This is a genomic window from Halosolutus sp. YCN4, from assembly GCF_059736495.1.
In genome coordinates this window covers 433,430-452,212 of record NZ_JCASSM010000002.1, presented here as the reverse complement: position 1 = coordinate 452,212, position 18,783 = coordinate 433,430, and the positions used below count along the sequence as shown (strand labels likewise).

The window sequence follows — 18,783 nt, the reverse complement described above, 5'->3', positions numbered from 1 at the left end:
ACGCGAGCGGGCGGGAATCGCAGTTCGGCTCCGGACTCGATCGCCGCGCTACCGTCTGGGTTTATCAATCCGGACTGGGTAGCTCCCGTATGGTAGTACTCGTCGCGTACGACGGTTCCGCGCCAGCACAGAAGGCGGCAGAGCGAGCGTTCAGCGAGTATGCGGACGAGGAGATCGTTCTGCTCCGCGTCGTCGAAGCGGCCGACGGGTCGACGGGCGCGGGAATCGAACTCGCGAAGGAGTTCTTCGGGAAACGAAAGGAAGAGGTCTCCGAGGACTTTCAGGAGGAGGTCACGGACCTCGCCGGTGCCGACGACGTCGACTTCCGGACCGAGATCGCCGTCGGGAATCCCGCCCGCGAGGTCGTTCGGTACGCCGAGGATCACGACGTCGACCTCATCATCGTCGGCAACCACGGCCGATCGGGCGTCTCGCGGGTCTTGCTCGGAAGCGTCGCCGAGAAGATCGTTCGCCGGGCCCCCGTTCCGGTAACCGTCGTTCGCTGAACGGCTGCGAGATTACTCGGGATCGATCAGGACGACGTCCCCGCGCTGTCGGGCCTGCTGGTACTCACAGCGGTAGGTTTCCATCTCGGTCGTCGCCTCGAATTTGAGCGACTCCGTCTCCCCCTGAACGTCGGTTCCGGGGGTCGAGTAGTCGTTGACCACGTCGTGATCGCCGTCCCAGAACGCGAAGTTGTGGTGGACGCCGTCCATGTTCTCCCACGTGACCTCGTACTCGCGGCCCTCGACGAGCACCAGCGTCGGGTTCTCGACGTCCGCGATCGGTTCTGGCTCGACGCCGACCCAGCCGCCGACCCAGCCGTCGAACCGGAGCGACTCGACGTCGGCCCACGCCTCGGGATCGGTATCCCCCTCGAGCGACTCCGCGGCGTCGACGACGGGTTCGGGGCTCTCCTCGCCGTCGTCCGTCTCGCCCAGACAGCCGGTTACGAGGGCGACGCCCAGCGTCGCACTCACCCCGGAGAGAAAACGCCGTCTGCCCGTTTCGTGTGCGGCCATTGCGTGGCCGTAGGGCGTTGAGAGACATAAGTTACCGGCTTCCGTGACCGGTCGCGAACCGTCCGAAGCACCTCCCGAAACGCTACGAAAGTCCCCTGCCATTCCGTACCGATAGCCGGGAATCGAAGCGTTCCGTCAGCGGAATCTGACCGTTCCGCGGGAACACAACCGGCGCACGCAGGCTCAACCGCTTCACGTCGCACCTGCCTACCACGATTTCGGCGGGCAGCGGCGATGGACGACACCGCCCGATCGTCTCCGACGGACGAACAGTATCCGCCAGCCGAGACGGTCGTCCGGTGTCGCGCCTGGGAGTACTGGTCCGGTGACGGCTCGCCCGAGGGCCACGCGACGCCCGCAGTCCAACGGAGCCACCCCCATGAAAATTAGCCTCGAAGTAGAGTACTGGGTCGTCGACGACGGCGGTGATCTGGTACCGCCCGAAACACTGCTCGACGTCTCCGATCACGTCGATCCCGAGTTCGTCGAGCCGATGGTAGAAATCAAGACCACGCCCTGTTCGTCCATGGCCGAACTCCGCGCGGAGTTCGTCGATCGGATCAGTCGGGTCGTCGACGCGGCACGACAGCAGGACAAACGGCTCGTTCCGCTGGCGACACCGCTCAACGCCTCACCTGCGGAGATTCCGTACCGCGAGAAAGCCGGGACCGACCTGCAGCGGCGCATCGTCGGGCGGGCGTTCGACGACGCACGCGTCTGTGCCGGGACGCACGTCCACTTCGAACACTCTAACGTCGTCGACCAGCTCAACGCGCTGACCGCGATCGATCCCGCGTTCGCCCTCGTCAACAGCGCCTCGCACTACCGGGGCGAGCGACTCCTCGCGTGCGCCCGGCCCTACCTCTATCGACGCTGTTGTTACGAGACCTGTCCCGAGCAGGGCCAGCTCTGGCCCTACGTCTCCAGCGTCGACGAATGGGAGAACCGACTCGAAACGGCCTACGACGGCTTCCGCGAGCGTGCCCTCGATCGAGGCGTCGACGAGGCGACGTTCGACGCGGAATTCGACCCCTACGACGCGGTCTGGACGCCGGTCCGGCTACGGGACGCGTTCCCGACGGTCGAGTGGCGATCGCCCGATGCAGCCCTGCCGAGCGAGATCCTCCGACTCGCCGGCGACGTTCGATCGATCGTCACCGACGCAACCGATCGCGGCACGGTCGTCGCCGGGGCTGACGCGGCGCCGAGCGACGATGCCGTGTCACTCCCCTCGTTCGAGACGGTCGATCGGACCACCGACGCCGCCATTCACGACGGACTCGCCGATCCGGCCGTTCGTGACTATCTGCGAGCGTTCGACATTACGCCGGCGGACTACGACCCGCTCGCCGATCGACATCCCGACGAGCGGCTCTCGAAGCGCCGGGCCCGCCGGTTGCGGCTCCGAGCAGCCGATCGGCTCGAGGCGGACCTCACCCGGCACGTCGCCCGCGCCTGAGGACGCGAACCGTCGCTACCTGGCGCGAACCCGATCGAGCCACCGCCGTCCCGTCCGGAACGCGGGCGGGACGGCCTCGCCGAACGACACCCGCGTCCGATCGCGTTCGCACGGGTTGCCCATCACGACCTCGATCTCCGGCGATCCACCCTCGAAGACCGCCGCGCTGGCCGTGGTCAACTGACCGAACGCGTGGGGTTCGTCCGTCTCGGGTTCCGGGTGGCGACAGATCGAGTCGTCGCCGGGGCCGTTCGCGTGATCCGCCGCGACGGCCCACAGGTCGTCCCGATCGAGTCGGCCCCCGCTCTCACCTGCGAGCAGCGCCCTGGCCCGATCGCGTCGCCGTTTCGAACTCTCCGTCACGGTCGAGGCCCCGTCCACGAAGTGGTTCGTCCGGACGACCAGCCGATCGTCGTCGACGGCGATCCGTTCGGCCGCAGGATCGACCTCGAGCAACGCGGCGTCCGTCCCGTCGGCCAGGAACAGCGTCTGGGCCATCAGCCGGCGCGTCGGATGCGACTCGAGCAGGGATCGGGCCTCCTCGACGGAGGCACACTCCTCCAGAAGCCGCCGAATCGCGGCCCCGTTCCGGAGTTGCTCGCCCGGGTCGAGTTCCTCCGGGTTGGCGTCGATGTAGGTGTTGGCCGCGACCAGTCCGCGATCGTTGACCCCCTTGAACACCATGACGGTCCCGCAGGTGTCGACCGTCAGGAACCCGTAGTAGTCGTCGATCGGGGGCTGTTCGACGATCGACTTCGGGCGCGTCCCTCGACCCGCGATGTCGCGATTTTTGAGCACGAGCGAGCCGGTCGCGTCGGCGGCCGCCGGCGAGACGAGGGCGTTCGTACATCCGTTCGGGTGGCGCTCCGATCGGCCGTCACCCTCGGCCAATTCTTCGCACAGGTCAGAGTAGGCGAGCGCGTACACTGCATACAGGTCGCGATCGACGTCGAAGATGTCGGCCATCGTCTCGTACGCGCGTCGGTGCCGATCCGGGAGACTCGACTGGCTCTCCTCGGCGTACTCGAGCAGCGGCTCGAGGTCGACGTCGCGTGCGGCGATCTGGGATTCGAGTTCGTCGATCGCCCACTCGACGGCCTCGCGCTCGGTCTCGGCTCGGCGACGCGCCTGCGCGGCGAACGACTCGACCGCTGGAATCGGTTCCCCGTTCGGGTCCGGACTCGTGTCGACGTCGGGTTCGTCCATACCCGACCGAACGGCTCGATCGGGTTGTATCGTCTGCCTGTACTGACAAACGACCGGGTGTGGATCGTGGCGGATCCGATCGTCGAATCAGGTCAGTGCCGAACGGCCGCGGGAGGAAAACGGTGATGGGTGTACGCGGTCGGCAGCGGGGGTGGCGATGTCGACTGTGTCCCCCAACCAGTCCCCCTGTGATGCCGTCGATAGGCTCTGCCGACGGCCCATTGTACCGCTCAGAGCGCCATTAAACTAACGATCCAGAGTACTGTCGGTTGTCAACTGGGCGGTCGCGACCCGTCGTCACCGTCCCCTGTCACGACGCGATCGGTTCGCTCGGGTTCCGTGAAACTCCTCCTGTCACGAGATAGGCCTTTACGCCCGATCGTGAATAGAACGGATATGGACCCACGGGTCGAACGCCGGTGTCACATCCTGTTCGGGAGTTCGTTGCTGTTGCTCACGATCGGTATCGGCTACTGCGCCGTTCTGGGGACGTGTATGGCGGATTTCCTGGTCGTGATTGCCGGCCTGTTCCTCGGCTGGGTGGCGCTGTTCTACTGTCTGGGAAACGCCTCGTTCTGGGGCTAATCGACGCAAACGTCGTCTACGAAACGGCAACCGTCCCGATCGTCGCATCCGCCGGCCGCTCGACCGACCCAGTGTCACGATCGACGACCGTCTCTCGCCGGTGACGAACAGGATCGTCGCCACAACGTTTGAAGTGCCGTCCGACCATTCGTCGGGTGGGTGATCGTCATGCACGACCATCGTCGTGCTGTGGCCGTGTGTGTCCACTGCGAGTCCGTGTACGCAGCGAAAGAACTCCTGAACGGGACCATCCGACCGATCGGAACTGCGACCTGTTCCTGTGGGTCGGAGGACTTCCGACGACTCAGGTGAACCGCGTCGCTCGCGACCACTGCGATCGCCCGTTTATCCACCCTCGAAGGGCGCGGTCCGCGGACGTGGACGACACCCGTCGGCCGCCGACCTGCAAAGGGGTGCGTTCAACCGGTGAACGAAGTCGCGATTCTCAGGACGAGTCGCTACGCGGTAATCGACCGAATATCGCCAGTAGAGAGATCGATGCGGGACTCTGGATAGCAGTTCGAAACAGACAATGGTCGAACGGGCACGATGGGATTCGAACCACGCCCGAGAACCTGCGCGAAGCGCAGAACCCCGGTCTGATTCGAATCCCGCGTGCGTCGCTACTCACGGCTCACCGTCGTTCGCCGGAGCAACGGGCACGATGGGATTCGAACCCACGACCGTCGGATTAGAAGTCCGACGCTCTATCCGGACTGAGCTACGTGCCCTCGGATACGAATCAACGATCGATCAGCATAAGCAGTGTGGATTTCGGGCCGATGCGACCCGTGGCGCGACACAGCGAGGTAGCGGCCGGGGATGGCACGGCCGAAGATGGCGTCACTGCGCAACATCGACGCGTCCGGGACGACGATCGTTACGCGCCGGAATCGTCGGTGTCGTCCGTCTCGTCGTCCGTCGCGTTTTCGTCGTCGGTTTCATTCCCGTCGTCGCCGATTCCGCCGTCGTCGGTTTCGTTGTCGTCTCCGAATCCGTCGTCGGTTTCGTTGTCGTCTCCGAATCCGTCGTCGGTTTCGTTGTCGTCTCCGAACCCGTCGTCCGTCTCGTTGTCGCCCATCCCATCGTCGCCGCTCGCGTCGTCTTCGCCGCCGACGGGGTCGCCATCCTCGGAATCGCCACCCGACGGATCGTCTGCGTTCTCGTCGTCCATACAGCCGGCAATCGCAGCGACTACACCGGCGCCGGCGACCTTGGTGAACCGGCGCCTGTCGAGGAGTCTGTCTGTCATAGCGTGCACCCGAAGCGACCGGGGAGTAGCCAATAATGTGGACAGTCCGTTTCGAAAACCGGTCTCGAATTCAGACGAATTATCGATCGGCCGATCGCGACGCCCGATCGTTGCGAACGCGGCTACTGTTTCCGGTCGAACAACGAATACCCCCGCGAACGCGGTCCGGCTGCCGCCCGTCCCGCTCCGATTCCGGCGGCACGAGGGGTCGGGGATCGATCGCGTCGGCGTCGCGAACCCGTCCGATCGGGGCCCACGACCCCGGGATCGGCGTCGGTACAGGGGCCCTACCGCAGTTGCACTAGCTGAAACGGGCTTAGCGGACGGGAAACGGGGGTAGCTCTCGCTCGACCGACGAACACAGTCCTTATGCAGGCGTCGCCTGTATCCACTCCCGATGCACGTCATCGGAACGGTGGGGCTTCCCGGCAGCGGGAAAGGAGAGGCCGCGACCGTCGCACGCGAGGAGGGCATCCCGGTCGTGACGATGGGCGACGTCGTCCGCCAGGAGACCGCCGATCGAGGCCTCGAACCGGAGAAAGATCACGGGAAGGTCGCGCAGGCCCTGCGCGACGAGAACGGGCCGGCGGCGATCGCCGAGCGCTCGCTCCCGATGATCGAGGATCGACTCGGGGACCACGAGACGGTGCTGGTCGACGGCATCCGCTCCGGCGTCGAGGTCGACGTCTTCGAGGAGCGGTTCGGCGACGACTTCACGCTGGTCAGCATCGAGGCCCCCTTCGAGGTCCGCGCCGAGCGGATCGACGCCCGGGGCCGGGACGCGAGCGAGGACGACGGCGGCGAACCCCTCGCCGCCCGCGACGAGCGCGAGCGCGGATTCGGGATGGACGACGCGATGGACCGCGCCGACGTGGTCGTCGAGAACACGGACGCGCTCGAGACCTTCCACGATCGCATCCGGGCCATCGTTCGCGAGGACGTCGATCGAGAGGTGAGCCACCGATGAGCGAGATCTACCGGGTCGACGTCGAGATCACGGCCCCCGTCTACGACACCGAGGTGACGAGTCGCGTCGTGGACGCGGTCGCGAACATCTTCCCGAACGCCGAGATCGACGAGGAGTTCGGCGAGATCAGGGCCGAGGCCCACGCGCTGGATCACTTTTCCGACCTGCTCCACCGCCAGGAGATCCTCGACACCGCCCGCGGCGAGTTCTTCGCGAACCGCGACGGGGACACGTTCTCCTTCGCCCTGAAGAAACAGGCGGCCTTCGAGGACCGCGTCAACTTCTCGGTCGGCGAACCCGACGAACTCGGCGAGATCAGCGTCCGCGTCCGCGTCGAAGAACCCACCGTCGAGGAGTACGTCGACCACATCGCCCCGCCGACGGAAGACGGCCGCCCGATCGACGGCTGACGGCACCCGCGAAGCCTCCTCGCGGTCGATCTCGCGACGCGCACTCGTTCCACCAGCGCAGCCCGGGGGATAATGGCCTCCGGCAGCGTACGCTGCCCGCGATGCACGACACGATCCCCGTCTCCGAGATCATGGTCACCGACGTCGTCACGGCGCCGCCGGATGCGACAGCGACGCGGGCGGCGACGCTGATGCGCGACGAGGAAGTGAGTTCGGTCGTCGTCACGCGCGACGGCACGCCCCGCGGGATCGTCACCGAGGGCGACTTCCTCGAGTCCCTCTGTGAACGTGACCACCTCGAGGCCGTCGAACTGGCCGACGTGATGTCGACCCCGCTCGTGACGATCGACCCCGACACGTCGATCGTCGACGCCGTCGAGCGCCTGCGGGCCAGCGACATCGAACACCTCCCGGTCGTCGACGAAGCCGACTCGACCGAGGGCGGCGACCTCGTCGGCGTTCTCACGACGACCGAACTAACCTACTACGTGCCCCACCTGGCCCACCGGACCGGCGGCCTCGGGACCGAGAAGCCGCGACGGTGGGTCCGGACCGACACCCAGTACGAGCGCGACGACTGGGAGTTCGAATACCGCGGCGACGACGAGACGACCGTCGCGGTCGGCGACGTCGCTCGGTTCTCGAAGCCACTCTCCGAGGACGACGTCGAGGCCTTCGCCGAGGTTACCGGCGACACGAACCGACTCCACCTCGACAGGGCCTACGCCGCCGAAACCCGCTTCGGGAGACGGATCGTCCACGGCGTCCTCGCCAACGGCCTGATCAGCGCGGCGCTCGCGCGGCTGCCCGGCCTGACGATCTACCTCTCACAGGAGAGCAGCTTTCTAGCACCCCTCCCGATCGGCGATCGCGTGACGGCCGTCTGTGAGGTCGTCGACGCGCTCGGCGGTAGCAAGTACCGGATCGAAACGACCGTCCACGCCGGGGACGGGACGACCGTCCTCGAAGGCGACGCCGTCGTGCTCGTCGACGAACTCCCGCCGGAATCGGCCCTCGAACGCGGCGCGACGACGGCCTGACCTCACGACGAACAGTCAGCGAGGCCGAACGCGATCGGGGGTCCTCAGAACGGGCCCATACCGCCCATGCCGCCACCGCCGCCCTGCTGTTGCATCTGTTTCATCATCCGCTGCATCTCCTTGTCCGAACCCATCCCCTGGAACTGCTTGATCGTGCGTTCCATCATCTTGTACTGCTGGAGGAGTTCCCGGACCTCGTCCTCGCTGGTGCCCGACCCGCGGGCGATGCGTTCGATCTGGCTCGCGCCGATCGCCTTGGGGTACTCCTTCTCGGCCTCCGTCATCGAGTCCATGATGACGCTGAAGGTGCGCATCCGCTCCTGGGTGACGTCCATCGCGTCGTCCGGCAACTGGTCTTTGATCCCGCCGCCGAAGCCGGGGATCATGTCCATCACCTGGTCGAGCGGCCCCATGTTGTTCATCGCCTCCATCTGCTTTTGCATGTCGTTCAGGGTGAACTGGCCCTGGAGCATGTCCTCGGGGTCCCAGTCGTCCTCCTCGATCTCGGTCTCCTGCATGGCGCGCTCGACGCGCTCTGCGAGCTGGGAGAGATCGCCCATGCCGAGGAGCCGCGAGATGAAGCCGTCGGGTTCGAACCGCTCGACGTCCTGGACCTCCTCGCCGGTCCCGAGAAAGGCGATCGACGAATCCGTCTGATCCACGGCGGTCAGCGCGCCACCACCCTTCGCGGTACCGTCGAGTTTGGTGATGACGACGCCGTCAATCCCGATCGACTCGTCGAACTGCTGGGCCTGCTCTTTCGCGCCCTGACCGATCGCGGCGTCCAGCACGAGCAGGGACGTGTCGGGCTCGACGACGCCCTCGATCTGCTCGATCTCGTCGATCAGGTCGTCCTCCAGGGCGTGGCGACCGGCGGTGTCCACGATGTGGACGTCGGCCTCGCTGGTCTCCTCGAGCCCCGTCCGGGCGATCTCGACCGGGTCCTCGGCGTCGGGGTTCCCGTAGAAGTCGACCTCCGCGCGCTCTGTCATCTCCTTTGCCTGGTCGTAGGCGCCGGGTCGGAAGGTGTCGGTCTGGATGACCGCGGGTCGAAGCCCCTTCGTCGAGAACCACCACGCCATCTTCGCGGCGGAGGTCGTCTTCCCTGACCCCTGCAGACCCGCCAGCAGGATCGTCTGCTCCTCGAGCGGGAGGTCGGTCGATTCCCCGATGAGGTCGACCAGTTCCTCGTAGACGATCCGGAGGACGAAGTCCCGCGCCGGCGTCCCGGCCGGCGGCTCCTCCTCTAGGGCGCGTTCCTTGATGCTGTCCGACAGCTCCATCACGAGCGAGACGTCGACGTCGGCGGAGAGCAGCGATCGCTGGATCTCCTTGACGATCTCCTCGATGTCTTCCTCGCTGATGCGGGACTTCCCGCGGAGTTTGTCGAGCGTGCCCCGCAGAGAACTCCCGAGATCGTCGAGTACCATTTGCGGGCTCTACGAGTCGGCGGCGTTAAAGGCTTTTTCTCGGCCCGCAGTTCGATCGACGGGATCGGGACCGATCGAAAGGCGTTCGCCGTCGCCGGCCGGCGACCAGATCCGAACGTCGTCCCGCTCGCCGGTCGGCCGTCGTCGAACCGTCCGATCGGCGTCGGAGAGTATTTCACCCGCGGACCACCAAGTCGCTCGTATGACGTCCGAGGGAGACGCGGGTGCCGATCCGAGCGAGTACGAAGCGCTCGCGGACGCTGACGTGACGATGCGCGAGAACGAGCACGGCCTCCACATCGCCGACGACGAGGTGACCGGCGTCTCGAGCCAGGGCCAGACGCCCGAAGAGGCCCTCGCGAACCTCGCAGCGGCGGTCGAATCCTACCGGGAGGCGACGGACGACGACCCCGGCGACGACTGGCTCTGAAGGCGAGCGCTCGCTGCGGGTTTTTTCGCCATGTGAGCTCGAAACCGGGGCCGACGAGGTTCGAATAGCAGGCTGCAATTTTACGCGGCCGTCCGTGGACGAGGCCCGTATGGACGCGTACGACATCGTCGTGGTCGGCGGCGGTTCCGGCAGTCAGGTCGCGACCGCCGCGGCTGACCGGGGCCTCGAGGCGGCCGTGATCGAACGCGGCCCGCTCGGCGGAGCCTGTATCACCCGTGGCTGTGTCCCCTCGAAGGCGTTGCTCCACCGCGCCGACGTCGTCGACACGATCCGCCGCGCCGATCGGTTCGGCGTCGAAGCCACCCTCGACGGCGTCGACTACGGCGCGGTCACGTCGTCGATCCGCGAGACAGTTTACGCCAAGGCCGATCGGAGAGAACGGAACCTGCGCGAGGCCGAGAACGTCACGCTCTACCGCGGCGAGGCCCGGTTCGTCGACGATCGGACCCTCGCGATCGATCCGGACGGGGGCGAGGACGACGCCGGCGAGACGACGAGAGAGGCGGATTCCGGCAGGACGGCGAACGAGGACGACCCCAGCGAGATCCGCGGTGAGCACGTCGTCGTCGCGGTCGGCGGCCGTCCGACGGTCCCGCCGATCGACGACATCGACGACGTCGACTTCCTGACGAGCGACGACGCGCTCTTCCTCGACGAGCGGCCGGACGACCTCGTGATCGTCGGCGGCGGCTACATCGGCGCCGAACTCGGCTACTTCTTCGCCGCGTTGGGTACCGACGTCTCGATCGTCGGCCGGAGCGATCGGCTCGTACCGGGCGAAGACGACGACGTGAGCGAGGTCGTGACCGAGTCGCTTCGCACCGACTGCGATCTGTACACCGGCTACGAGGCGGCCGAGGTCCAGGCTGACGGCGATCGAGTCGACGTGATCGCGGCCCCGACCGGCGACGGGGACGAGCAGGTCGAACTGTCGGCCGACGATCTCCTGCTCGCGACGGGACGGCGGCCGAACACCGACGCGCTCGATCTCGACGCCGCGGGCGTCGAAACCGACGACGAGGGCCACGTCGAGGTCGACGAGACGCTCGCGACGACCGCCGCGAACGTCTGGGCGCTCGGTGACGTCCTCGCCGCCCAACCGTTCAAACACGCCGCGGATTACGAGGCCGAGATCGTCTCGGCGAATATCCTCGACGACGCCGATCGAGCGGTCGACTACGCGGCCATGCCCCACGCGATCTTTACCTCGCCGCAGGTCGGGAGCGTCGGGCGGACGGAGCGCGAACTCGCCGACGCGGAACGCCCGTACGAGTCGACGATCGTCACGTACGACGCCGCGCCAAAAGGGCTCATCCTCGAGGCCGGGGACGGGTTCGTCAAGGTCCTCGCGGGACCGGACGGCGAGATTCTGGGCTGTCACGTCGTCGGTCCGGACGCGGCCTCGCTGCTCCACGAGGTGGTCGTCGCGATGGAACGCGGGTCGGGAACGGTCGACGACGTCGCCGAGACGGTCCACGTCCACCCGGCGCTGAACGAGGTCGTACTGAAAGCGTTCGACGAGGCCGCCGATCGGCCCTACTCGACGGCCCCGGACTGGCGGGACGTGAACGACAGGTAGCGACGTGTGAGCGGCAGGTGAACGGCGGGTGAGCGGCGTGCGAGCGACGGTCGAGCGATCGGTGACGCCGGTACCGGCAGTTCGGATGGCCCAAAGAGGATCGATCGGTTCGGGAACCCGAACTGTCGTTGAACCGTGACCCAGTTCGACCGGTCGATTTATAAGCCATTCCCCACGGAGCGTTGCATCGTAATTCGTCGTTACACGGGTCGTTAGCCCGTGAGAACGGATTCTCTGAAATGGAGAATAATCGTTTATTTATATAGCCTCGTCAGCCGTCTGTAGAAGTAGGTGAAGATCACATGGCAACTGAGAAGATGACTGTCGGTGCGAACGTGTTCGAGAGCAAGATCGGCGGCGTTACGGTTCGAGGACGGGCCCACAGCCTGAGTGCGTGGTTCGTCCTCGCGCTCCGGATGATGATGGGGATCGCCTTCCTCAACGCCGGTCTGAGCAAACTCCTGGCCGCGGAGCCGTTCTCCGCCCAGGGATACCTGCTCTACGGCGTCAACGAGGCGTCGCCCCTGATCGGGATGTTCACGTGGATGGGAACGACCCCCTGGTTCGTCGAGTTCGTGAACATCGCCGTTCCGTTCGGACAGGTCGCGATCGGACTGGGCCTCATCGTCGGCGCAATGGTTCGCCTCGCGGCGTTCTTCGGCGCGATGATGATGACCATGTTCTACTTCGCGAACTGGTCCGTCGAACACGGCATGATCAACGGTGACTTCGCGTACCTGCTCGTCTTCCTCGCCGTCGCCGCCTTCGGCGCCGGCCGGATCCTCGGGCTGGACGCGCTCATCGAGCGGTACGAGATCGACGGCGTTCCGCTGATCGAAAAGTACCCCCGGCTCGACTACGTCCTCGGCTGAGCCCGGCTGACCCGGGCCCGCTGTTTTCTCCCGCTTTTCGTCTCCGATCGATCGCGTCACCAGTCGGCGTACAGCGAGTAGACGATGATCCCGAACCCGACGACCGTGAGCGAACTCTCGATGAGGACGACGAGGTCCCCTTCGATTCCGTACGCCTGGTTGGCGAGGCCAGCCAGCAGCGCGCCCAGCGTCACGAAGCCGAATCCGATCGCGAGCGCGCCGATCGGGCGGGCATCCGTCTGCCGGTACGCCCGGTACGCGAAGTAGGTGATGACGCCGCCGAGCGCGAGTGTGATCGTCTTCAGCGCGACGACGGCCGTCGTGACTTCGATGCTCGGACCCATGGCTTACGTCTCGTGGCGAACCGCCGACCACATGTCCACGAGCTGGTGCTCCGGTTCCGAGACCGGCCGCTCGATGTCGACCCGGAACTGCCGGTCCTCGTCGAGTTCGACGGCGACCCGTTCGAACCGGGTCACGTACCGGGACCGGTGGTGGCCGCCCGGCCTGAGCTGCGTTCGTTCGGCCACCAGCGACGCCTCGGTCAGCCGATCGAGTTTCTTGTAGGCCGTCGAGAGGGGGACCTCGGCTTCGTCCGAGATCCGGCTGACGGTCATCGGCTCGTCGAGTGCAGCGACGATCTCTCGGCACGCGTCGTCGTCCAGCGCACTAATGACGCGTTCGGGGTCGGGGGAGTCGTCCACCGACGGACCATCGAGTAACATCCGTACCCCCGCAGTTCACAGCACACCCTTTTGAGTCATTGGGTCGTCCTCACTCCGCGCCGGTCTCGACCGCACCGTCGCTCGCCAGCCATTCCGTCAGACTCCCCTCGTAGAAGGCCACGTTCTCGTAGCCCAGCGCTCGCAGGACCACGTAGGTGTGACTGATCCGGCGGGCGGTGTTACAGTAGAGAACGATCTCGCGATCGGGCGTGATCCCGTGGTCGGCCAGCAGGGTCTCGAGTTCCGATTCGGGTTTCAGGCGGCGGGTGTTGTCGTCGACGACCTCGCGCCAGTCGAACCGGACCGCACCGGGCAGGTGGGCCTCGGCGAACTCGTCGCGCTCGCGGGTGTCGACCAGCACGGCGCCCCGGTCGATCGCCGCCTCGACGGCCTCCCGATCGACCAGCGGGCTCTCGGCGAAATCGAACGGGTCGGCCCGGTAGTCGGTCGGTTCGATCGTCGGTGTCTCGCTCGTCGTCTCGTGTTCGCGGCTCCACGCGCTGAAGTCGCCGTCGAGGAGGCGCACGTCGTCGTGACCGTACGCCTGCGCGGTGACGACGAACCGGGCCGCGAAGACGCCGTGGGTGTCGTCGTAGGCGACGATCGTGTCGTCCCGTTCGATCCCCGCCTCCGAGAGCAGGGCGCCGAAAGCGTCCGCGCCCGGCAAGGTTCCCGGATCGTCGCTGGTCTCGTCGCGATAGCTGTCGAAGGGGACGTTCACGGCCCCGGGAACGTGCCCGATGCCGCCGAACTCCCAGGCGTCGCGTACGTCCACGACGCGTACCTGCGGATCGTCCAGTCGATCGGCGAGCCAGTCGGGAGCGACGACGACGGATTCGTCCATCGGATCGACGGTGTCGGCGCAGCGCCGAGAACGCACCGATCCCGGCACGTCTCCCCGACGTCCCGAGATAGTGGCAATCCTTTCCGCATCTCGGCGGGGCGATCGGCGTCGGCGACCCGACACACGACGGGAGTATCTAAAATCGAGCCAGAGCAGTCCGCTATGGGAGGGTAGTGCGATCGGCCGGGCGAATTACCGGCAATGGTAGCCGGAACGATCGACCGTCGACCGAATTGACCGGTTGGGGTGGCACTAAAGGCCTGGCTGTCGACGATACCAGTATGGCAACGAACGACTACGCCAACGACGTACTCGTCACGGCCGACTGGGTCGAGGAGCACCTCGACGAGTTCGAGAGCGACGACCCCGCCCACCGACTGGTCGAGGTCGACGTCGACACGGAAGCCTACGAGGAGGAACACGCCCCCGGCGCGATCGGGTTCAACTGGGAGACCCAACTGCAGGACCAGACCACCCGCGACATCCTCTCGAAGGAGGACTTTGAGGACCTGCTCGGGAGCCACGGCATCAGCGAGGACTCAACCGTCGTCCTCTACGGGGACAACTCCAACTGGTTCGCCGCCTACACCTACTGGCAGTTCAAGTACTACGGCCACGACGACGTCTACCTTCTCGACGGCGGCCGCGAGTACTGGCTCGAGAACGACTACCCGACGACCGACGAGGAACCCGACTTCTCCGAAGTCGAGTACGAGGCCGCCGGCCCGCGCGAGAGCATCCGCGCCTACCGCGAGGACGTCGAGAACGCGCTCGAGCGCGGCGTCCCGCTCGTGGACGTCCGATCGCCCGAGGAGTTCACCGGCGAGATCCTCGCCCCGCCGGGCCTGCAGGAGACCGCCCAGCGCGGCGGCCACATCCCGGGTGCGAAGAACATCTCGTGGGCCGCCGTGACGAACGACGACGGCACCTTCAAGTCCCGCGAGGAACTCGAGGAACTCTACGCCGAGGAAGGCATCGACGGCGACGAGACGACGGTCGCCTACTGCCGCATCGGCGAGCGATCGTCCGTCGCCTGGTTCGCGCTCCACGAACTGCTCGGCTACGAGGACGCCGTCAACTACGACGGCTCCTGGACCGAGTGGGGGAACCTGGTCAACGCGCCGATCGAGAAGGGCGAAGCCGACGACTGAGCGTAGCGACGGAGTCGGCTTCGTAGCGGAGCGGGGAAGCATAGCCGACCCGCGAAGCAGGGCGAGGCCGAGTGAGCGAAGCGAACGAGGCCTCGAAGTAGCGAGCGGGGAACGAACGTGACCCGCGAGCAGGGCGATGCGGACGACTGAGCGAAGCGACGGAGTCAGCCTCGAGGCGAAGCGGCGACCGGCAGGGAGCCGCAGAGCAGGGCGAGGCCGAGTGAACACGACGAACGGGGTTCGTGAACTACCGTGAGTACTCGGAACCGTTATTGCGATCGAGTCACGTCGCGAACACGATGGGCAACGACGCCGACGAATCGTGGATCGCCAGTCGAAAACTGACGAACCAACTGCTCGGGTTCGGGATCGTCGTGCTCGCGGCGGGATTCGTCAGCGTCGGAGAGATCGGTCCCGCGTCGATACGGCTCGTCTCGGAGACGTTGCTCCTAATGATACTCGTCGCCGCAATCGTCCTGTTTCTCGGATTGCTCGTGGGACGCGAGCGTTGACGGACTCGTAGCGTGTTTCGGGGGCGAGGTCGGCGACGGTCACCGCGAATCGCGTCCTCCGGAGCCGAGAGCCCCGTTTCGACTCCGTCCCTCGACGCCGGTTGCAACCGGACCGATCACTTCGAAAAGACGCTGTCGGCCGTCGCCGCGCCGACGATGCTGAACACCGAACCGACGCTGATCGCGTTGAACGTGATCCGCACTATTTCGGTCGTCGCGGTTTCGTCGATGAACGTGTCGGGGGCGTCGAACAGGAGCGCGAGGGTGAGCACCGAACCGAACGAGACGCACAGCAGCGAGATGAACCGGATCGGCACGCCGGCGACCTCCTGCTCGACGTCCGGATCGCGGGTCGTGTCGGCCGCGTACAGAGCGCCGTAGCCGATCGCGGAGACGACGACGATCGTCGCCATCGCCTGGAAGATGCTCATGCTATCTGCCAGCGTCCAGACCTCCTCGGTCACGACGAAGGGGCCGGCGAGCAGGAAGCCGCCGACGATCTGCTGGGCGGAGTCGGCCGGGCGAAACTGGCGCGGCCGGCGCGGACGGCGTAGTCTCATGGACGGGTGCTTTCGAGTCGATCGTAAAGTACCGACCGGTAGGAACCGATCCCGCCGGCGAGGACGACCCGTTGCGCCCCGCGCAGGCAGTCCCGCGCCGGCGACGAACCGGTGTCGCGACAGACCTAACTCGGACCCGGTCGAAGGCCCCGTCATGACCGATTCCGACGCGTTCGTCGAGACCGTCCGCGAGGAAAACCAGACCGCGCTCTCGCGGCTCGGTTCCTCGAAGTCCCTCTACGCCGATACCGGCGGGGACATCGACACCGAGCCCGTACTGGAGGCGACCGCCGACGCCGAACACGCCGCCTGGCAGACCTTCAGCGGGTGGGCCGACGACGAGGACCACGACGCGGCCCGCGACGCGTTCGAGCGGACGGCCGAGGAGGAACGCGGCCACTACGAGACCGTCCTCGACCACCTCGGCGACGAGTCCTACGAACCCGAGACCGTCCCCGAACTCCACGAGTACCTGCGAGGGCTCGAGGCGACCGCCGATCGCGTCGGCGCGCTGATCGGCCGGATCCTCGCGAGCCAGCGATCGAAGGATCAGGTCGTCGGCTACTTCGTCGGCGACGCCGACCCACAGACGGCGGGCGTCTTCCGCGAGTTCGGCGACGACCTGGACGAGCAACTCGATCGCGCCGCAGACCTGCTCGAGACGGTCTGCGAGAGCGACGACGACGAATCGCGGGCGCTCGAGGCCGCGAACGGCGCGATCGAGGCCGCCTACGACGAGTACGTTGAGAACCTCGAGGCGATGGGTGCGAACCCGAAGCCGGTCTGTTGATCGCGCGGCGGTCGAGTCTGGCGGCGGAACCGGTGCCGACGAGCGATCAGACCCCCTCGACTGTCTCCCGGTAGGCCCGCACCGAATCGAGCGCGGCGTCGACGCGATCGGCCACGTCGCCACCCTCCTCGTCGGCGATTTCGGTGAGCACGTGCTCGTGGCGCGCGAGTTTGCCGTGGTCAGGGCCGCGATCGGCGTCCGCCAGCGTCTCGAACTGATCCGCTTGCGATTCGAGTCGATCGGCCGCCTCGTCCGAAGCCGCCTCGGCTGCTGACCGGAGCGATTCGGCCGCGTCTGTCAGGTGTTCGCGTGTCATAGTCGTAGCTTCGACGGTGATCGACAAAACGGTTGCAGAAGTGGCGGCCCAGTGACGGACCCCGACGCAGGCCCGACTCAGGAGAGCCGTTCCACCCTGTCCCCGACGTCGAGGTCGGCCACCGACTCCGGTGACAGCCCGGCGACCGTATCGTGGAAGGCGGTTCGGTAGCTCTCCGGGCCGTCGTGTGGACGGTCTGCGGCACGTTCTCCGGCGATACCGAACGCGAGCGTGCCGTGGACCGCGGCCGCGTACGGGTCCTCGATCGCACCGGAAAACGCTGCGATCGTCGCGCCGAGCATGCAGCCGGTGCCGACGACCTCGCTCAGTCGCTCGTGGCCCGCCGAGAGCCGTACCGCTCGATCGGCGTCCGCGACGACGTCCTCGACGCCGCTCGCGACGACGACCGCGCCGGTCGACTCGGCGAGCGATCGGGCCGTGTCCTCGATCTCCTCGTAGTCGCCGATCGACTCGACACCCTTGACGTCGGCCTCGACGCCCGCGAGCGCGCTGATCTCGCCGTAGTTACCCTTGATCACGGCGAACTCGACTTCGGAGAGGAGCGCCTCGGCGACGGCCTGGCGGGTCGGCGTCGCGCCGACGCCGACGGGATCTAAGACGACCGGGATTCCCCGATCGGTCGCCGTTGCCGCGGCCTCGTGCATGGCCTCGACCTTCCAGTCGGGGACCTGCCCGACGTTGCACAGGACCGCGCTCGCGAGTTCGGCCATCTCCCCGGCGTCGCCGGTCGAGTCGGCCATCACCGGGAGCGCGTCCCAGTGGAGCGTGAGGTTCGCGACGTCGGTCATCGTGACCTCGTTGGTCAGGTGCTGGACCAGCGGTTCCGTCTCGGCGAGTCGATCGATCGAGTCCGCGAGGGCCGCGCCGGTGACTGTCGCGTCGTTCGAGTCGCTCATACGCACTCCCCTCCGCTCGCCGAGCGCTTCCCCTTTTCGACGGCTCTGCCGAGGGCCGCCGTCGCGGCCTGCGGATCGTCGGCCTGTGTGATCTCGGAGATGACCGACACGCCGGCAGCACCCGCCTCGACGACCGGGGCGGCGTTCTCCGCCGTGATGCCGCCGATCCCGACGACGGGGATCGAGACCGCGTCGGTGATCTCGGCGATCCGCTCGGGGCCGACGCCGTCCTGCTCCGGGTCGACGTCCTTCGAGGTCGTCCCGTAGACGGTTCCGACGCCGAGGTAGTCCGCGCCGTCGGTTTCCGCCCGTCTGGCTTCGTCGACCGTCGAGGCCGAACAGCCGACGATCGCTTCGGAACCGAGCAGGTCCCGCGCGACGGCCACCGGGAGGTCCGACTGGCCGACGTGGACGCCGTCGGCGTCGATCGCCCGCGCGATGTCGACCCGATCGTTGACGATCAGGTCGACGCCCCCTTCGGCGGTCAGGTCGCGCAGTTCGAGTCCGAGTTCGTACCGCCACTTCGTCGGCGTCTCCTTCTCGCGAAGCTGGACGACGTCGACGCCGCCGTCGATCGCCGCCCGGACGATCTCGCGGGTCGATCGGCCCGCCGAGAGCGATTCCTGGGTGACGAGGTAGGTCCGCCAGTTCGTTGGATTCACGGGAGATACCAGTCGGTGGTCGGACAAAGCGGC

General features: G+C 66.8%; 23 protein-coding genes and 1 tRNA gene. 12 read left to right on the top strand and 12 right to left on the bottom strand.

The features are described 5' to 3' along the window. The first annotated feature begins 89 nt into the window (after positions 1–89). Complete coding sequence (locus AC6I6X_RS08425; RefSeq protein WP_497930077.1) at positions 90–506, top strand: universal stress protein; 417 nt, start codon at positions 90–92, stop codon at positions 504–506. A gap of 12 nt (positions 507–518) precedes the next feature. Here the strand turns inward: AC6I6X_RS08425 and AC6I6X_RS08420 are convergent, their stop codons facing one another. Continuing rightward, a complete protein-coding gene (locus AC6I6X_RS08420; protein WP_497930076.1) occupies positions 519–1,022 on the bottom strand; it encodes a hypothetical protein in 504 nt (167 codons plus the stop codon). A gap of 379 nt (positions 1,023–1,401) precedes the next feature. On the opposite strand from AC6I6X_RS08420, the gene AC6I6X_RS08415 reads away from it, so the two are divergent. Then, positions 1,402–2,481: a glutamate-cysteine ligase family protein gene (locus tag AC6I6X_RS08415; protein ID WP_497930075.1), complete on the top strand. Its 1,080-nt coding sequence runs from the start codon at positions 1,402–1,404 to the stop codon at positions 2,479–2,481. A gap of 15 nt (positions 2,482–2,496) precedes the next feature. Here AC6I6X_RS08415 and AC6I6X_RS08410 read toward each other — a convergent pair whose 3' ends face one another. Next, positions 2,497–3,687, bottom strand: a complete 1,191-nt coding sequence (locus AC6I6X_RS08410; RefSeq protein WP_497930074.1) for a C45 family autoproteolytic acyltransferase/hydrolase — start codon at positions 3,685–3,687, stop codon at positions 2,497–2,499. 396 nt (positions 3,688–4,083) lie between these two features. Here AC6I6X_RS08410 and AC6I6X_RS08405 point away from each other — a divergent pair, with 396 nt between their 5' ends. After that, positions 4,084–4,272, top strand: coding sequence for a hypothetical protein (locus tag AC6I6X_RS08405; protein ID WP_497930073.1), 189 nt, complete (start codon positions 4,084–4,086; stop codon positions 4,270–4,272). Between the two features lie 656 nt (positions 4,273–4,928). Here the strand turns inward: AC6I6X_RS08405 and AC6I6X_RS08400 are convergent. Together AC6I6X_RS08400 and AC6I6X_RS08395 are read right to left on the bottom strand one after the other, a co-directional pair. Next, positions 4,929–5,003 (bottom strand) — tRNA-Arg (locus tag AC6I6X_RS08400). Between the two features lie 149 nt (positions 5,004–5,152). Further along, positions 5,153–5,524, bottom strand: a complete 372-nt coding sequence (locus AC6I6X_RS08395) for a hypothetical protein (RefSeq protein ID WP_497930072.1) — start codon at positions 5,522–5,524, stop codon at positions 5,153–5,155. Between the two features lie 397 nt (positions 5,525–5,921). On the opposite strand from AC6I6X_RS08395, the gene AC6I6X_RS08390 reads away from it, so the two are divergent. From AC6I6X_RS08390 to AC6I6X_RS08380, 3 genes are all read left to right on the top strand, one after another. Beyond that, complete coding sequence (locus AC6I6X_RS08390) at positions 5,922–6,491, top strand: AAA family ATPase (RefSeq protein WP_497930071.1); 570 nt, start codon at positions 5,922–5,924, stop codon at positions 6,489–6,491. Continuing rightward, on the top strand, positions 6,488–6,901 hold the full coding sequence (locus AC6I6X_RS08385) for an RNA-binding domain-containing protein (protein ID WP_497930070.1): 414 nt from the start codon (positions 6,488–6,490) through the stop codon (positions 6,899–6,901). Before AC6I6X_RS08390 ends, AC6I6X_RS08385 begins: the two co-directional genes overlap by 4 nt. A 101-nt stretch (positions 6,902–7,002) precedes the next feature. Next, entirely contained in the window at positions 7,003–7,941 is a 939-nt protein-coding gene (locus AC6I6X_RS08380; RefSeq protein WP_497930069.1) for a CBS domain-containing protein, read from the top strand. Positions 7,942–7,985: 44 nt separating this feature from the next. Here the strand turns inward: AC6I6X_RS08380 and AC6I6X_RS08375 are convergent, their stop codons facing one another. Next, a complete protein-coding gene (locus AC6I6X_RS08375; RefSeq protein ID WP_497930068.1) occupies positions 7,986–9,371 on the bottom strand; it encodes a signal recognition particle protein Srp54 in 1,386 nt (461 codons plus the stop codon). Between the two features lie 202 nt (positions 9,372–9,573). Here AC6I6X_RS08375 and AC6I6X_RS08370 point away from each other — a divergent pair, with 202 nt between their 5' ends. The 3 genes from AC6I6X_RS08370 (at position 9,574) to AC6I6X_RS08360 (ending at position 12,273) form a co-directional block, all read left to right on the top strand. Beyond that, positions 9,574–9,801 (top strand): type II toxin-antitoxin system HicB family antitoxin, encoded by a 228-nt coding sequence (locus tag AC6I6X_RS08370; RefSeq protein WP_497930067.1) that lies wholly within the window; start codon positions 9,574–9,576, stop codon positions 9,799–9,801. A gap of 109 nt (positions 9,802–9,910) precedes the next feature. Continuing rightward, the gene (locus AC6I6X_RS08365) at positions 9,911–11,401 is read left to right on the top strand and encodes a dihydrolipoyl dehydrogenase (protein ID WP_497930066.1); all 1,491 of its coding nucleotides are present in this window, start codon (positions 9,911–9,913) and stop codon (positions 11,399–11,401) included. Positions 11,402–11,703: 302 nt separating this feature from the next. Beyond that, on the top strand, positions 11,704–12,273 hold the full coding sequence (locus AC6I6X_RS08360; RefSeq protein ID WP_497930065.1) for a DoxX family protein: 570 nt from the start codon (positions 11,704–11,706) through the stop codon (positions 12,271–12,273). Between the two features lie 56 nt (positions 12,274–12,329). On the opposite strand, the gene AC6I6X_RS08355 is transcribed toward AC6I6X_RS08360, so the two are convergent. From AC6I6X_RS08355 to AC6I6X_RS08345, 3 genes are all read right to left on the bottom strand, one after another. After that, a complete protein-coding gene (locus AC6I6X_RS08355) occupies positions 12,330–12,617 on the bottom strand; it encodes a DUF7521 family protein (RefSeq protein ID WP_497930064.1) in 288 nt (95 codons plus the stop codon). A 3-nt stretch (positions 12,618–12,620) separates the two neighbouring features. Next, positions 12,621–12,977: a DUF7342 family protein gene (locus AC6I6X_RS08350; protein WP_497930063.1), complete on the bottom strand. Its 357-nt coding sequence runs from the start codon at positions 12,975–12,977 to the stop codon at positions 12,621–12,623. Positions 12,978–13,047: 70 nt separating this feature from the next. Beyond that, positions 13,048–13,842: a sulfurtransferase gene (locus AC6I6X_RS08345; RefSeq protein WP_497930062.1), complete on the bottom strand. Its 795-nt coding sequence runs from the start codon at positions 13,840–13,842 to the stop codon at positions 13,048–13,050. Positions 13,843–14,123: 281 nt separating this feature from the next. On the opposite strand from AC6I6X_RS08345, the gene AC6I6X_RS08340 reads away from it, so the two are divergent. After that, positions 14,124–14,993, top strand: a complete 870-nt coding sequence (locus AC6I6X_RS08340) for a sulfurtransferase (protein WP_497930061.1) — start codon at positions 14,124–14,126, stop codon at positions 14,991–14,993. A gap of 299 nt (positions 14,994–15,292) precedes the next feature. Then, on the top strand, positions 15,293–15,505 hold the full coding sequence (locus AC6I6X_RS08335; RefSeq protein ID WP_497930060.1) for a hypothetical protein: 213 nt from the start codon (positions 15,293–15,295) through the stop codon (positions 15,503–15,505). 116 nt (positions 15,506–15,621) lie between these two features. On the opposite strand, the gene AC6I6X_RS08330 is transcribed toward AC6I6X_RS08335, so the two are convergent. Continuing rightward, entirely contained in the window at positions 15,622–16,065 is a 444-nt protein-coding gene (locus tag AC6I6X_RS08330; protein WP_497930059.1) for a DUF2391 domain-containing protein, read from the bottom strand. A gap of 154 nt (positions 16,066–16,219) precedes the next feature. Here AC6I6X_RS08330 and AC6I6X_RS08325 point away from each other — a divergent pair, with 154 nt between their 5' ends. After that, the gene (locus AC6I6X_RS08325; protein ID WP_497930058.1) at positions 16,220–16,855 is read left to right on the top strand and encodes a rubrerythrin family protein; all 636 of its coding nucleotides are present in this window, start codon (positions 16,220–16,222) and stop codon (positions 16,853–16,855) included. Positions 16,856–16,901: 46 nt separating this feature from the next. On the opposite strand, the gene AC6I6X_RS08320 is transcribed toward AC6I6X_RS08325, so the two are convergent. The 3 genes from AC6I6X_RS08320 to thiE form a co-directional block, all read right to left on the bottom strand. Then, positions 16,902–17,171 carry a DUF7553 family protein gene (locus AC6I6X_RS08320; protein ID WP_497930057.1) on the bottom strand — a complete coding sequence of 90 codons (270 nt, stop codon included), beginning with the start codon at positions 17,169–17,171 and terminating at the stop codon, positions 16,902–16,904. Between the two features lie 77 nt (positions 17,172–17,248). Then, positions 17,249–18,088, bottom strand: a complete 840-nt coding sequence (gene thiM, locus AC6I6X_RS08315) for a hydroxyethylthiazole kinase (RefSeq protein WP_497930056.1) — start codon at positions 18,086–18,088, stop codon at positions 17,249–17,251. Further along, complete coding sequence (gene thiE, locus AC6I6X_RS08310; protein WP_497930055.1) at positions 18,085–18,750, bottom strand: thiamine phosphate synthase; 666 nt, start codon at positions 18,748–18,750, stop codon at positions 18,085–18,087. Before thiE ends, thiM begins: the two co-directional genes overlap by 4 nt. Between the last annotated feature and the right edge of the window lie 33 nt (positions 18,751–18,783).